Origin of the sequence: Mycobacterium sp. NPDC006124 (assembly GCF_040614235.1) — a bacterium.
Classification (GTDB): Bacteria; Actinomycetota; Actinomycetes; order Mycobacteriales; family Mycobacteriaceae; genus Mycobacterium.
In genome coordinates this window covers 44,322-57,260 of record NZ_JBEXUA010000017.1, presented here as the reverse complement: position 1 = coordinate 57,260, position 12,939 = coordinate 44,322, and the positions used below count along the sequence as shown (strand labels likewise).

General features: G+C 65.5%; 12 protein-coding genes. 3 read left to right on the top strand and 9 right to left on the bottom strand.

The features are described from left to right. The first annotated feature begins 242 nt into the window (after positions 1 to 242). Entirely contained in the window at positions 243 to 1,937 is a 1,695-nt protein-coding gene (locus tag ABZ195_RS25255) for a GMC family oxidoreductase N-terminal domain-containing protein (protein ID WP_355222635.1), read from the top strand. A 531-nt stretch (positions 1,938 to 2,468) separates the two neighbouring features. Here ABZ195_RS25255 and ABZ195_RS25250 read toward each other — a convergent pair. Both ABZ195_RS25250 and ABZ195_RS25245 read right to left on the bottom strand, forming a co-directional pair. Beyond that, positions 2,469 to 3,278 carry a hypothetical protein gene (locus ABZ195_RS25250; RefSeq protein WP_355222634.1) on the bottom strand — a complete coding sequence of 270 codons (810 nt, stop codon included), beginning with the start codon at positions 3,276 to 3,278 and terminating at the stop codon, positions 2,469 to 2,471. Positions 3,279 to 3,602: 324 nt separating this feature from the next. Next, on the bottom strand, positions 3,603 to 3,899 hold the full coding sequence (locus tag ABZ195_RS25245) for a hypothetical protein (protein WP_355222633.1): 297 nt from the start codon (positions 3,897 to 3,899) through the stop codon (positions 3,603 to 3,605). Between the two features lie 173 nt (positions 3,900 to 4,072). Here ABZ195_RS25245 and istA point away from each other — a divergent pair, with 173 nt between their 5' ends. Together istA and istB are read left to right on the top strand one after the other, a co-directional pair. Next, positions 4,073 to 5,611: an IS21 family transposase gene (istA, locus tag ABZ195_RS25240; protein ID WP_355222664.1), complete on the top strand. Its 1,539-nt coding sequence runs from the start codon at positions 4,073 to 4,075 to the stop codon at positions 5,609 to 5,611. A 63-nt stretch (positions 5,612 to 5,674) separates the two neighbouring features. Continuing rightward, the gene (istB, locus tag ABZ195_RS25235; RefSeq protein WP_355222632.1) at positions 5,675 to 6,454 is read left to right on the top strand and encodes an IS21-like element helper ATPase IstB; all 780 of its coding nucleotides are present in this window, start codon (positions 5,675 to 5,677) and stop codon (positions 6,452 to 6,454) included. Here istB and ABZ195_RS25230 read toward each other — a convergent pair. From ABZ195_RS25230 to ABZ195_RS25200, 7 genes are all read right to left on the bottom strand, one after another. Beyond that, entirely contained in the window at positions 6,417 to 7,310 is an 894-nt protein-coding gene (locus ABZ195_RS25230; RefSeq protein WP_355222670.1) for a hypothetical protein, read from the bottom strand. The genes istB and ABZ195_RS25230 overlap by 38 nt on opposite strands. Next, positions 7,229 to 7,729, bottom strand: coding sequence for an SdpA family antimicrobial peptide system protein (locus ABZ195_RS25225; RefSeq protein ID WP_355222663.1), 501 nt, complete (start codon positions 7,727 to 7,729; stop codon positions 7,229 to 7,231). Before ABZ195_RS25225 ends, ABZ195_RS25230 begins: the two co-directional genes overlap by 82 nt. A gap of 144 nt (positions 7,730 to 7,873) precedes the next feature. After that, complete coding sequence (locus ABZ195_RS25220; RefSeq protein ID WP_355222631.1) at positions 7,874 to 8,290, bottom strand: hypothetical protein; 417 nt, start codon at positions 8,288 to 8,290, stop codon at positions 7,874 to 7,876. A 13-nt stretch (positions 8,291 to 8,303) separates the two neighbouring features. After that, positions 8,304 to 9,713, bottom strand: coding sequence for an amidohydrolase family protein (locus ABZ195_RS25215; protein WP_355222630.1), 1,410 nt, complete (start codon positions 9,711 to 9,713; stop codon positions 8,304 to 8,306). Beyond that, the gene (locus tag ABZ195_RS25210; RefSeq protein ID WP_355222629.1) at positions 9,710 to 10,951 is read right to left on the bottom strand and encodes a multidrug effflux MFS transporter; all 1,242 of its coding nucleotides are present in this window, start codon (positions 10,949 to 10,951) and stop codon (positions 9,710 to 9,712) included. The genes ABZ195_RS25215 and ABZ195_RS25210 overlap by 4 nt, the downstream gene beginning before the upstream one ends. After that, the gene (locus ABZ195_RS25205; RefSeq protein WP_355222628.1) at positions 10,948 to 11,931 is read right to left on the bottom strand and encodes an antibiotic biosynthesis monooxygenase; all 984 of its coding nucleotides are present in this window, start codon (positions 11,929 to 11,931) and stop codon (positions 10,948 to 10,950) included. The genes ABZ195_RS25210 and ABZ195_RS25205 overlap by 4 nt, the downstream gene beginning before the upstream one ends. Before the next feature lie 392 nt (positions 11,932 to 12,323). Continuing rightward, the gene (locus tag ABZ195_RS25200; RefSeq protein ID WP_355222627.1) at positions 12,324 to 12,740 is read right to left on the bottom strand and encodes a hypothetical protein; all 417 of its coding nucleotides are present in this window, start codon (positions 12,738 to 12,740) and stop codon (positions 12,324 to 12,326) included. Between the last annotated feature and the right edge of the window lie 199 nt (positions 12,741 to 12,939).

The window sequence follows — 12,939 nt, the reverse complement described above, 5'->3', positions numbered from 1 at the left end:
CGAAGTCGTTGTCGCGCAATATGACCCGCGGGCGACTGCCACGAAGCGAAGCGCGCCGATCGTGGCATTGCCCCTCCAACGTTCCGCAGCATCGGAAAAGGACCCGTGGTGCCCCTCTTCCGATCGACCAGGTTCCTGGCCCGCTCAGTCGACCACCGTGCGGGGGTGGCGCACCACACCCCTAGGGAGGGATCCGAGCACCTAGCCGACGACTACTCACCAGGAGGCCGTAGTCTCCGTCGATGTCGGAAATCAGCCCCGTTGCCGAGTTCGACTACGTCATCGTGGGAGCGGGCAGCGCGGGCTGTCTGCTGGCCAATCGCCTCAGTGCCAACCCGGACCACCGCGTGCTCCTGGTCGAGGCCGGCGGCAAGGACGACTGGTTTTGGATCAAGGTGCCGGTCGGCTACCTCTACACCATCGCCAACCCCCGCACCGACTGGTGCTTCACGACCGAGCCCGACCCAGGGCTGGCCGGCCGAAGCATCCTCTACGCACGAGGGCGCGTGATCGGCGGCAGCTCGTCGATCAACGCGATGATCCACATGCGCGGGCAAGTCAGCGATTACGACCTGTGGGCGCAGGCCACCGGTGACGATCGCTGGCTCTGGGGTGGCGTGGACGGCGTCGGCGAGACGCTCGCGATCTACCGCGAGTTGGAGGACTACTTCGGCGGCGCAGACGAGTGGCACGGCGTCGGCGGCGAGATCCGCGTCGAACGCCCGAGGGTGCGGTGGAAGATCCTGGACGCCTGGCAATCCGCAGCCGCCCAGACGGGCATAGTCCCCCTCGAGGAATTCAACCGGGGCGACAACGCCGGAAGCGCCTACTTTCACGTCAACCAACGGCGCGGCCGACGCTGGTCGATGGCCGACGCCTTCCTGCACCCCGTTGCCCGGCGACCCAATCTCACCGTCTACACCCACACCCAGGCCGTGAAGCTGATGCTGGACGACGCTGTGCGCGACGAACAGCGCCGGGGTGCGTGGACGTCGGCTCGGCACCGCGCCACCGGGGTGCGACTCCGAAAGGACGGCCAGATCGTCGACGTCCGGGCCCGCAGGGAAGTGATCCTCAGCGCGGGTGCGATTGGGTCACCGCACCTCATGCAGATGTCCGGCCTTGGCCCCGCCGACCTCCTGGCCGGGCATCACGTTCCGGTGGTGGTCGACTTGCCGGGGGTGGGCGAGAACCTTCAAGACCACTTGCAACTGCGGACGGTCTACCGGGTACGGGGCGCCCGCACCGTCAACACGCTGTACCGCAACTGGTTGACCCGGGCGGGCATGGGGCTGCAGTACCTGCTTCTGCGCTCGGGGCCCATGACCATGCCGCCGTCGACGCTGGGCGCCTTCGCCAAGAGCGATACCGCGCTGGCCAGCCCCGACTTGGAATGGCACGTGCAACCCTTGTCACTGCCCAAGTTCGGCGAATCACTTCATCCGTTCGGGGCGATTACTCCCTCGGTCTGCAACCTGCGGCCCAGCTCGCGGGGCCACGTGCGCATCACCAGCGCCGACCCGCTGACCCCTCCGGCCATCTCCTGCAACTATCTGTCCACCGACGCCGATCGTCACGCCGCCGTGCGGGGCTTGAGAATGACCCGACAGATCATGGCGGCACCGGCCCTGGCTCGCTACCACCCGCAGGAGACACTCCCCGGTCGTCATCTGGTCAGTGACGAAGACCTGCAGCGGGCGGCCGGTGAGCTCGGCACCACCATCTTCCACCCGGTGGGCACCTGCGCGATGGGAGCCGTTGATGCGCAAGGCATTCCGCGGTCGCCAGCAACTGTGCTGGACACTGACTGCCGGGTCTACCGCGTCGCAGGTCTTCGAGTGGTCGACGCCTCGGCGATGCCCACCATCACGTCCGGGAACACCAACGCGCCGGTCATGCTGATCGCCGAGCGTGCCGCACGGGCGATGCTGAAATGACTTGCCGCCGTGCGGATCAGAGCCCGAACGGTACGACCTTGCCGTCGACCGTCACCTCGACCTGATCCGTCCTCGGGTCATACCCTCGTCGCTGATCAACGCCCCGAGCGGGCCCACCGAACCTCCCCTGTGAACGTGACTTCGGCGGCGCGTGTCTCGGAGGTGGCGATCAGCCCCACCTGCGGCGCTTCCCACGAATCGCTCCCGGTGCCACTGCTACACCCGCGGTGACCAACGTGACGACGGTCAAGCCGACGACTGCCGTGTGCCGCCATGCGCTGGTCCTCATTGCCCCACTCTCGCGAGTCACCGTGGGTGGGTCGAATGGGTGGCGAGCACCGCAGCGTCTGAAGAGTGACTGTTCCGATAGCAATCACGGAATGCATCCATCAGCAAACTTAGAGCCGATTGGACTGACGACGCCACGGGTTTGAGGCAACGGTAACCACCAAGTGCAAAGATTCTGCAAATCGTCGCGAGCCCAGCCATTCGCAGAGGGCTGTCCCTTCGCGTGAAGCAGGCCCAGTCGCGCTAACCCGACCCGTCCGACCCGCTGCCACCGCCGAAGTCGCCGCCACCGCCGAAGTCGCCGGGCGATGGCGCAGGTGGCGTATAGATCCCGCCACCGTTCTCTACGGGCATCGGGGTGTAGATCCCACCACCGGCCTCACCGGGCATCGGCGTGTAGATCCCGCCGCCGGCCTCACCGGGCATCGGCGTATAGATCCCACCACCCTCCTGGCCGGGCATCGGCCCTGGCGGCACGGTCACCGTCTGGGTGCTCGTGCTGGGAAGGGGAATCGTGTAGGTCGTCTCCGTCGTCATGGTGGGGTAGTCAGTCGTCGGAACTGGCGCGGCGGTCCGGGTGACCGTCTGGGTATTACTCGTTGGCCCAGGGACAGGCGATCCAGATCGTGCGGTCGTCGTGGTGGGCCGTGCGGAAGACGGCGGCGCGGTCGACGTGGTCGGGCCGGACGTGGCGGAGGAGGCAGAGGTGGTCGAGGTGGTCGAGGTGGTCGAGGTGTCCGACGTCGACCCCTCCTCGCCAGTGAGCGAGACGATCGCGTAGGCCACTGTCGCGATCAAGAGGACGCCGACGGCGCCGAGACCGAGGAGGCCCGCCGGTTTGCGGTACCAGGGCACGGGCGCCTCGCCGGGCTGCACTTGCTCGTGACCGGCCTGCTCCCCCGATTGGTCCGTCTCCCCGTAGTCGCCCAGGGTGGAGGTGGACTCGCTCCACGCGGTCGGTTCGCTCTCCGGGTACTTCGCCGCCTGGGTCGGCTCGTCGTCGGAGTAGCCCGGATCGTCTGGGGGTCCGTCGGGACCGTCGTTGTGCGCCACGGGCCCAATGCTAACGGCGAACACCGAACCCGACGTCAATTTCAGCAACTAAGGACATCGACTGCCCGCAAATTCTTGAACGGAGCGGGGTTGGCGTCGCCATGGCAGCCGTCGAGGACCTCGTCACTCCGGGGTGTGACTGCAGCCCGGCTACGCACGGAGCGGTGCACCCCAAAAACGTCTGCGCAGCAATGCGATCGACGCGTCGGCCGCCCTGCGAGCTGCAGGATGCCAAGGCACATTGCCGGAGAACGGTTTTCGAGTGTCCCGCAAGCTTCGCCGCTTCCGATCAGTGAATCGAGGCGGTCTGCGTCGAAGCCTTGGTCAACCGTCCGGCCAACGCGGGTGTTCGACCTCGCCGTCGTCGTGGTCGCGCTCCTGGGTCCCAGCCCTTGGTGGTGTGCCGCTCCGGGACCGGACGGTTCGGCGGAACTGGGTCCCCATGGGCACCAGCAGGAAGATGAGACAACCCCACATGACGATGGAGAAGCTCCACAGACCCAGGACCACGGCGACCATCAGATGCAGTAGCAGCGCCAGCGGCAAGAGGATTGATCGAAACCGGCGCGGCAGGAGCGGACTCGCTCCGACGGCTACCTCGATCGCAATGTCAGCGGTCACGTAATTCCCCCAGTTTGAGGGGTTGTCCGTCACGTAATTCCCCCACCCCGTCTGTCACGTAATTCCCCCACCCGGGGCGGTGTGGCAACCGGTCGTGGGCCTCGTACACAGGTTCGCTCGACTCACGGATCGACTCGTGAGGAAGGGCGCCGATGGCGAGGAGAAGTTTCGACGTGTTCGACCTGATCGAGTTGTTGACCCATTGGCACGCGGGTCGGTCCCAGCGCCAGCTTGCGGAGAGTTTGGGTATCGACCGCAAGACGATCGCGAAGTATCTGGCGCCGGCGATCGCCGAGTCGTTGACTCCGGGCGGGGAGCCGGTCACCGAGATGGCGTGGGCGGGCCACGTCGCCCGGTGGTTTCCCGAGATCGCCGACCCTGCTCTGCGGGCTACGACCTGGCCGGGGATCGAGGTGCATCGCGATCTGATCCGTTCCTGGCTCAAGGCCGAGGTGAGTGCGGCGACGGTGGCGCAGCGGCTGCGTGACGATCATGGCGTCGCGGCGTCGGAATCCTCAGTGCGCAGGTGGATCTCGGGGAATCTGTCCGAGGAGGCGACACGCGAGAGAGTGACTGTGGCACGTGGGTTGGTGCCGGCGGGCAGCGAGGCCCAGGTCGACTACGGCAAGCTTGGGATGTGGTTCGATCCGGTCAGTGGTCGACGCGTCGCGGTGTGGGCGTTCGTGATGGTGCTGGCTCACTCGCGGCATCTGTTCGTCCAACCGGTCCTGCGAATGCACCAATCCTCCTGGTGCGCTTCGCATGTGGCGGCGTTCGAGTTCTTTGGTGGTGTCCCGTCCAGGCTGGTCCCGGACAACTTGAAGACCGGTGTCACCCGGCCTGATCTGTATGACCCGAAGATCAACAAGGCCTACGCCGAGCTGGGTGCCCACTACGGCTGCCTGATCGATCCGGCGCGGGCGCATAAGCCGAAGGACAAACCACGCGTCGAGCGCCCGATGCAGTACGTTCGGGACTCGTTCTGGCGGGGTCGCGAATTCACCTCACTGGAGCAGATGCAGGCCGCGGCAGTGCTGTGGTGCCGTGAGGTGGCCGGGGTGCGGCAGTCGCGGGCCCTGGACGGTGAACAACCCGGGTTCGTGTTCTCCACCGTCGAGCAGAGCGCGTTGATACCGTTGCCGCACAGTGAGTTCCAGCTCGCGGTGTGGTCGACCGGCAAGGTCGCCACCGACTGCCACGTCAAGGTCGGCAAAGCGCTCTACTCGGTGCCGTGGCGACTGATGGGCCAGCAGGTCCACGCCCGCACCTGCGGCGACATCGTGCAGATCGTGCACAGCGGTGACGTCGTGGCCACTCACGTCACCCATCACCGCGGGCGGGCCACCAATTTCGAGCACTACCCGCCGGAGAAGATCGCCTTCACGATGCGCAACCCGACCTGGTGTCGCCGAGTGGCCGCCGAGGTCGGACCGGCCTGCACGCAGGTCATCGCCGAGTTCATGGAAGTCAACGCCATCCACCGGCTGCGCAGCGCCCAAGGAGTGTTGGCGTTGCGCAAGACCGTCGGCGACGTCCGCCTGGAAGCCGCCTGCGCGCGGGCGGTCACTGTCGGCGATCCGAGCTACCGGACCGTCAAGGGCATCCTCGCCGCCGGCACCGAACTCGACGGAACCATCCCACCGAGCGCACCGCAGGCCCCCGCGCATCTGCGCGGACCGCAAGCGTTCGACACCACCGTCGAGACCGCCTAGGCACCACAATCGTATCCGACTGTCACCCAACATCATTCGCTTCGATCCAAGGACATCACCAGCATGAACATCCTCGACCCCGCCCTACGCAACGCGCTGCGCACCCTCAAGCTCACCGGCATGCTCGACACCCTCGACGCCCGCCTGGCCCAGACCCGCGACGGCACCCTCGGACACCTCGACTTCCTACAAGTGCTCTGCGAAGACGAGATCGCCCGCCGCGAATCAGCAGCACTGACACGACGGATCCGCCGAGCCCGCTTCGAAGAGCAATCGACCTTCGAATCCTTCGACTTCACCGCCGACACGAAGCTGCCCGCGGCGATGCTGCGCGACCTGGCCGCGCTGCGGTGGCTCGACGCCGCCGAGTCGGTGATCCTCTATGGACCCGTCGGGGTCGGGAAAACCCATATGGCACAAGCGCTTGGGCATGCCGTGGCCCGCCGCGGGGGTGACGTCCGCTTCGCGAAGACCTCCCGGGTGCTCTCGGATCTGGCTGGCGGCCACGCCGATCGGACGTGGGGTCAACGCATCCGCGAATACACCAAACCGCTGGTGCTGATCCTCGATGACTTCGCGATGCGCGAGCACACCGCGATGCACGCCGACGACCTCTACGAACTCATCAGTGACCGCGCCGTCAACGGCAAGCCATTGATACTGACCTCCAACCGATCACCGAAGGACTGGTACAACCTGTTCCCCAACCCCGTCGTCGCCGAATCCCTGCTCGACCGGTTGATCAATACCAGCCACCAGATCCTGATGGACGGACCCAGCTACCGACCCCGAAAAAGACCCGGCGCTAGCGCGCCGGTAGACAACGCCAAGCCATCCCGGTAGACCTACACCGAGGCCCACCGGTGGCGGAATTACGTGACAGACACCCCGGGGGAATTACGTGACGGTCGACAGCAATTGGCGTCCACGTCACGGCAGCTTCCAAGACAGGTTGACTGGTGATCCAGTAGAGGGTCTCACGCGCCCAGCGTGACGCACCGAAGGTGCCGTGACGGACGAAGTAGTACATCGCAGTACCGTCGACCCAAAAGCCCTGGCCAAGCTTGGACACGCCGCTCTGCAAGTAGATCCAGGATATTTGCAGCTTGATCACCCACATGCCGACGACGGCTACCGTGGTCGAAGCCGCGGCGCGCAACGAGTCCGTTGCGCGTTGCACGTTCGGACCGGAATCGGAGACCGTCCACTGCCAGCGTCGTGGATCGTTGAGGCACACCGGCAGTAGCAACAGCGAGACGATGCTACTGATCTGGTCACCGCCGTCGCCGTTGGATTGGTCGAGAAAGAAGCTGACTGCCACGTAAGCGTGAGGAAGACAGGTGACTCGCGGCCGCCACCCGCTCACCACGGCACCCAAGATCAGAATCGCGACCCACTGTTTCACGTCGTCGCCGTTCTGCCCGCCCACACAGAAGAGGCCGAAGCGGACGGGTCCCACACAGCGGTCCAGGTTCGAGCCCTTCAAGCCAAACAACAGATCGGACAGCGGTGTGAACAACAGAGTGAGCAACGGCCCCAGCGCGATGCACGACCGCGCAACGCCGTAACAGTTCGTCCAGGGAGAGCCGAAGCTCAATGCCCGTCCCCGCTTCACGTCTACGAGGTCGTGCATCGGATGTCGAGGTGAACGGCTCGCTTGTCCATCCACGGTGAGGAAACGAGATGGCGGTCCTTCCACGGGGTGACGCTATAGGCGATGACCGTGACGGGGCCGCAATAGGTTTGGCGCCTCGAGGCGTTGACGACGAAGACGGGCTTGGTCGGAAGCCGTAGACACTCGTCGTCGGACCGGCATGGTTGCCAATCCTCGTCGTGCATCTGAGTTGAGAGGTACTGAAGTTCGGCGCCTTGCTGCCGCGGCGTGCGGTCCAATCCAAACGCGTTGACCGGCTCGGAATATGGAGTCCGATCCAACGATCGAGGCGGTCGGCCGGGACTTACGGCGTAGACGCGGTACTGGTCTGCATGGGGCGTCCGGGTGAAGAAGGCCCACCCTTGCGGAAAGGCCGCCGTCAGGACGCGTTCGATCGGAGCGTCACGCGGCACGTGCAAAATGTTCGAAGGCAGCTGAGGCGCCGCCGTCGCAAGTACGACCATCGACACGCCGATGCACAGGATCACCAGCATCGTTCGCGGCACGTGGACATTCGCGGTGACCAGTTCGAGCCAGCCATGCCTCGGCGCGGGCTCCGGCGCGTCACCTAGCACGGTGCCACGGCGCAATCTGCTGGTGCAGTGAACTCACCTGAGGCTGAGCGCATACCCCACCTTGCCGTCGTCGTCGATCCGTGTTCCCGGCTGGTCGCACCCGATGTCGAGTTCCCCGCCTAGGGCGAGCACCTTCGTGCGAATCGACGACACGCCGATGTGCCCGTCGTCCGCGATCATCAGCACGGCGACCTCCGGGTGCAGCTCGCGGGCGACGTCTCGAAGCAGCCGCGAGGCCTCGACGAGCGCGGACTCCACTCGATCCGTCGCATCCGCGTCCCCGGCGCGGATGTCCTCCGCGTCTTGCCGGGCAACGAGGACGTACTGCAGTGCGCCGTCCATCTGCTTCTTGGTCAGTTGAATTCGAGACAGCGCAACCGAACCCGCAGCGAGACACGCCAACATCGAGGAACTCGACAGGATCGACGCCCACTGATCGTCGTCGTCCATCGGCCGCCCTGGTCTACTGCACGTCTGCGAGCGGGGTCAGCTTGCGCCCACGCACGTAGACCTCGGCGACCGAGCTCTCGCGCAGACCCATCAGCAGGGCGAACAGGGTCTGATCCCGGGCCAGATCGGCATCGGCGGCGCGATAGGCACTGTCCAACAAGCCCTTCAACGCATCCGCGGGCTCGACGACGACGAAGTCGGCCTCCTTGCCGGTGTCGAAGTTTCCGAAGCGGTTCTCCATGTCCAGCGCGCGCGCACCGGCGAGCGTACCCACGAACAGCATCTCGGCTGGGTGGAGGGAAACCCCCGCCTCGCCCTGCTCGCTGATGTGCTGCTTGAACGCATCGCCAAGCACGCGCGGGATCAGCCATTCGTCACCGCCACCGAAGTCGGTGCCCGAGGAGATGTTCACCCCGGAGGCCACGGTGCGCTTCCACGGCATGGTGCCCGACCCCAGGAACAGCTGTGAGACCGGGCAATGCGAGATGGAGGTGCCGGTCTCGGCCATACGCTCGAGTTCCACGTCCTGGCAGTGCACGCAATGAGCGAGGATCGTGCGCTTACCCAACAGACTCTTGCCCCCTACCTGCGAGCCGGGGAGGAACTTGCCGTCATAGGTGTCGAGGTACGAGTCGACCTGGTAGGTCTCCTTGGTGGTGTCGACCTCGCCGGTGCCGGGTCGGTCGTTCTCGTTGAGGTGGCTGTGGACGTAGACGCCGCGCTCCTTGACCTCGTCGTACAGCTCCCCGAGATTCTTGAGCGTCTCGGTGGTGACCGAGAGTGAGAAGCGCGGGACGATCGCAACGTGCAGCAGCGCGGTGTCGACGTCGCCGGTGTCGGCGGCGTGCCATTTGTCGATCTCCGCGCGGGTGAGGCGGATTGCGTCCTCTTCGGACGTGAGCAACGGTTGGGCCGTCTCCCCGCCGACGGTCTGAATCCCACGACCGCTGACGACCCGCAGACCCGCTTCCATGGTGCGTTCGAACAGCGAGTCCTGCGCATGCGGGAACGCCGAACCGAACACCATCGCCGCAGTGGTGCCTACGGCGATCCGGCGATTGCAGAATTCGATAGCGGCCTGGGCTGCGAACTCGGGGTCGGCGAACTTGCTCTCCGAGGGAAAGATGCAGAGATTGAGCCATTCCAGCAGTTGTCCGCCGCCGTAGGAGTCACCGGCGTAGGTCTGCGGAAAGTGGATGTGGGTGTCGACGAAGCCCGGGAGTAGGAACCCACCGCGGTGGTCGTTCACCGGCGCGGACGCGTATTCGCCTGGCAGCGAGCCGCGTTCGCCGCAGTAGACGACGATGCCGTCGTCGTCGACGACGAGCGCTCCGTCGGCGATGGATACGAGTGCTTCGGCGGCCTCGGTCACCAGCGGAGTGCCGGCGATGTGGAAGACGTGGCCGAGATGAACCTGTGTCATGAACTTTGCTCCCTAATTGGTAGTACTGGCTCGTGATGCGAAGGGGAGGCGCGGCGCTCGGCCGTCGCCCAGATCAGAAGCACGAGGGCGGCCGCGCCACACCAGAGGTATAGCCAGCCCAACGTACTTTGGTCGTTCTCGGGCAGTGCGCCCACCGCGGCCAACGCCGCGCTGACGATCAAATAGCATCCGGCGCTGGCGATTCCGCCGACCAGACCAAGATTTCTGGTGAACAGCCCCAGCGCAAGGCCGTACATCTGCGGACATAGCACACCGCATCCCGCCAGCGCCAGCGCAGCACCGATGGTCAACGCCCACGCGTTGATTCCAATCGTCAGCCCCGACACCAGCAGAACCGCGGTACCCAACCCGAACAGGGCAAGCGAGCTAAATGCAAGCCGTCGCGAACTGATGCGGACCGCGAAGTATCCACACGCCAACTCGCCCAACAGATTCGCCGCTCCGACCGCCAGTGCGACGGCACCGTAGGCGGCGGGCGCAAAGCCAAGACCCTCCTGATATAGGAATGGCCCGGCGACGCCGAACGCCAGTTGCGCGGCGGCCAGCAGCCCGAATACGAGCACGAAACAGCCGAAGACCGGATTGCGCACGGTCTGCACCACGGCTCGCGACGTGGCCCGGACCGCGATGGGCGTGCGATTCGTCGCATCGAGGGTCTCGGGCAGTGCGGTCGCGATGAGGACGGCGACCAGCGCCGCGAGTACGGCCACCAATGCGAACACCATTCGCCACGTCGTGTACTGCACCAGCACGCCGCCGACGGCGGGCGCGATGACCGGCGCCAGGCCCCATGCCGCGCCCAGGATGCCAGACACGGAGATCAACTTGGCGCCGCGAAAGCAGTCCGCGGCAATGGCATACGACAGCACCATGCAGGCGCATGCGGCCAGACCCTGCAGGAAGCGGGCGACCAGCAGGAAGCCGACGTTCGGAGCAACGGCGCACAGCACGCTGGTGACGACCACCACGGCGAGACACGTCAGGAGCACCCGCCTACGACCCCACGCGTCGGCCATCACTCCCACCGGAATGAACCCGATCGCCAGCCCCAGCATGTAGACGGTGACGGTGCCTTGTAGCGCGGCCGGCGTCGAGGCCAGGTCGACGACCATTTGGGGCAGCGCCGGGGTGTACACGTCGAGCGGGATCTGGCTCAGCGGGATGACGCACAGAAGGATCGCGAGGAGGTGGCGAGGCGGTTGTGGCGCGGTGCTCACGGCAACGTCCAGAACTTGACCGTGATGAGATAGAAGACGACGGCCCACAGGGCGTTGATCGCCAGCACGAGCGCGAAGCCCTTGACGTTGGTGAGCGGCTGCCGAGCGTTCTTCGCCGGTGACATCCAGAACCGCAAGATCGGATTTCCGTAGAACGGCATGGTCACGTAGCTCATCACGAAACTCGACAGCAGGTTGCCCACCAGCATGCCAAGCCACAGGGGCATGCCGAGCGGAGCGGTGATCAGAGTCAGGAAAACCACGGTCGGGTACAGGCCCATCCACACCGCGATCGAGGTCTTGAAGTCCGACGGGGGCGGTGCGTCGGTGTCGCCGTAGTCGAACCAGTTGCCGAAGGAGTGGTCGATGCGGCGCATCGTGAAGTCGGCGAATCGCTCGTCGGACAACAGCCGCTGTCGTTCGTCGGAGGTCAGCCAGGCGTCGAGGTGCTCGGCGTTGTCGAACTTGTAGGAGATCGTCCACTCGTCCTGAACGCCCTCGACGGGACGGAAGATCTCCGAGCCGCAGAATCCGTCGAACTTGGCTTCCGCGTCGCAGATCTCGTGCTGCCAGGCGAGGAAGTCGGTCACCTGTTCGGCGTCGATACGGTGACTGACGACCACTGTGACCAGAGAGTCGTCGAGCTTGCCGTCCTGCGCGATCACCTGCTGGGTGCCGGGGCCGTCGAACAGGTCGGCACCCCGATTGAGGAACTGCTGACGGGTGGCACTGTTCATCCACTTCTGCATGTTCGCCACCGAGTCGAACTGGTACACCACGACCCAGTCTGATTGTTCGCCGTTCGGTCGCCGGAGTTCTACGCCACGGAAACCCGGATAGCGCGCGGCCGCGGCGCCGAGCTTCTTCTGCCAGGTGAGGTAGTCGTCCTCGCGGCCGGCGCGTACGTGCTGGCCGATGAGAAGCGTTGCAGCGCCGTGGCTTCGCTGCGGCGCGGCAGGTTCGTCGATGTCGTTGGTCATGTCGTCCTTCATGCGATCGAGCTGACGAGCCATGACACGGCATTGCTCGTAGGTGGAATGGTTGGGGCCGGGGACGCAAACTACTGCACGCACACCCTCCAGCGCGATCATTTAGTGTGCTCAGAAGGTTCACTGGCACGACCTGCCATCCACGTGATGCCGGGACGCGGAAACGGTAGACGCGGAGTGCAAAGATTTTGCAAAGGGCCCCGTTTGGATGTTTCTTGCAGCGCGACCAAGTCCTTTGATTCATGTCCGAGTTGGCGTTCAGAAGGTTAGCCCCGTTTGGCGTGACTCGTAATGCGAACGCCGATGGCTCTGCGGTGGCCGCGACACGGCGAGGGCCCGACACAGCAAGCTCTCAGCCGAGCGCGGCGACGACGTGTGTGCGGCTAGAGGATGTCGTCGGTTCCTGGCGGCAGCCACCCAGGCTCGTCGGGCAACACGGTGTCGGGCGCCACGACGTAGGACTCCTGAGTCTGGGTGGCCTCGGGAACCGGGTAGCCGCCCGTGCACAGCAGTGAGGTACCCGAGCTACTGGAAGTGCACGTCAACGGCTTGACGTAGCTCGGAGTGAAGACCGTCCGGGTGCGCTGCCAGGTGCCGTCGGGCCGTTTGGCGCCGTCACAGATCTGGCGGCGATCGAAACCAAGGAAGCCCCAGTGGACGGTTTCACACCCCATGGCGGGGCTCGGGGTCACCTGGGCTTGGCTGGAGGCAGCGGCGCCGACCGCGACGAGCGCAGGAGCGACGGCAAGGACCGCCCCGAGGGCGAGGCGCCGCGTCATGCCGGAGGTAAAGGTGGTCATGTCGAATCCCCTGTCTCGATTGATCTTTGGATCGTCATTCCGGTGTGTTCCGGTGATGGACCCACAGTGCCGCAGCAGACCCGTCACGTATGTCCGACGTTTGGACCCAACCGAGGGGGTTCTGCCGTCCCCCGATCGGGGGACGGCGAGACGAGACGTCCCGGCGAACCGGCTGGCGCCGACGCGCTCGACCCAGGTT

Excerpts from the sequence above, each read along its gene's own strand:
- istB (WP_355222632.1), top strand. The coding sequence starts at position 5,675 with ATGAACATCCTCGACCCCGCCCTACGCAACGCGCTGCGCACCCTCAAG.
- ABZ195_RS25220 (WP_355222631.1), bottom strand. The coding sequence starts at position 8,290 with ATGGACGACGACGATCAGTGGGCGTCGATCCTGTCGAGTTCCTCGATG.
- ABZ195_RS25205 (WP_355222628.1), bottom strand. The coding sequence starts at position 11,931 with ATGACCAACGACATCGACGAACCTGCCGCGCCGCAGCGAAGCCACGGC.
- ABZ195_RS25225 (WP_355222663.1), bottom strand. The coding sequence starts at position 7,729 with ATGGTCGTACTTGCGACGGCGGCGCCTCAGCTGCCTTCGAACATTTTG.
- ABZ195_RS25215 (WP_355222630.1), bottom strand. The coding sequence starts at position 9,713 with ATGACACAGGTTCATCTCGGCCACGTCTTCCACATCGCCGGCACTCCG.
- ABZ195_RS25200 (WP_355222627.1), bottom strand. The coding sequence starts at position 12,740 with ATGACCACCTTTACCTCCGGCATGACGCGGCGCCTCGCCCTCGGGGCG.
- ABZ195_RS25255 (WP_355222635.1), top strand. The coding sequence starts at position 243 with ATGTCGGAAATCAGCCCCGTTGCCGAGTTCGACTACGTCATCGTGGGA.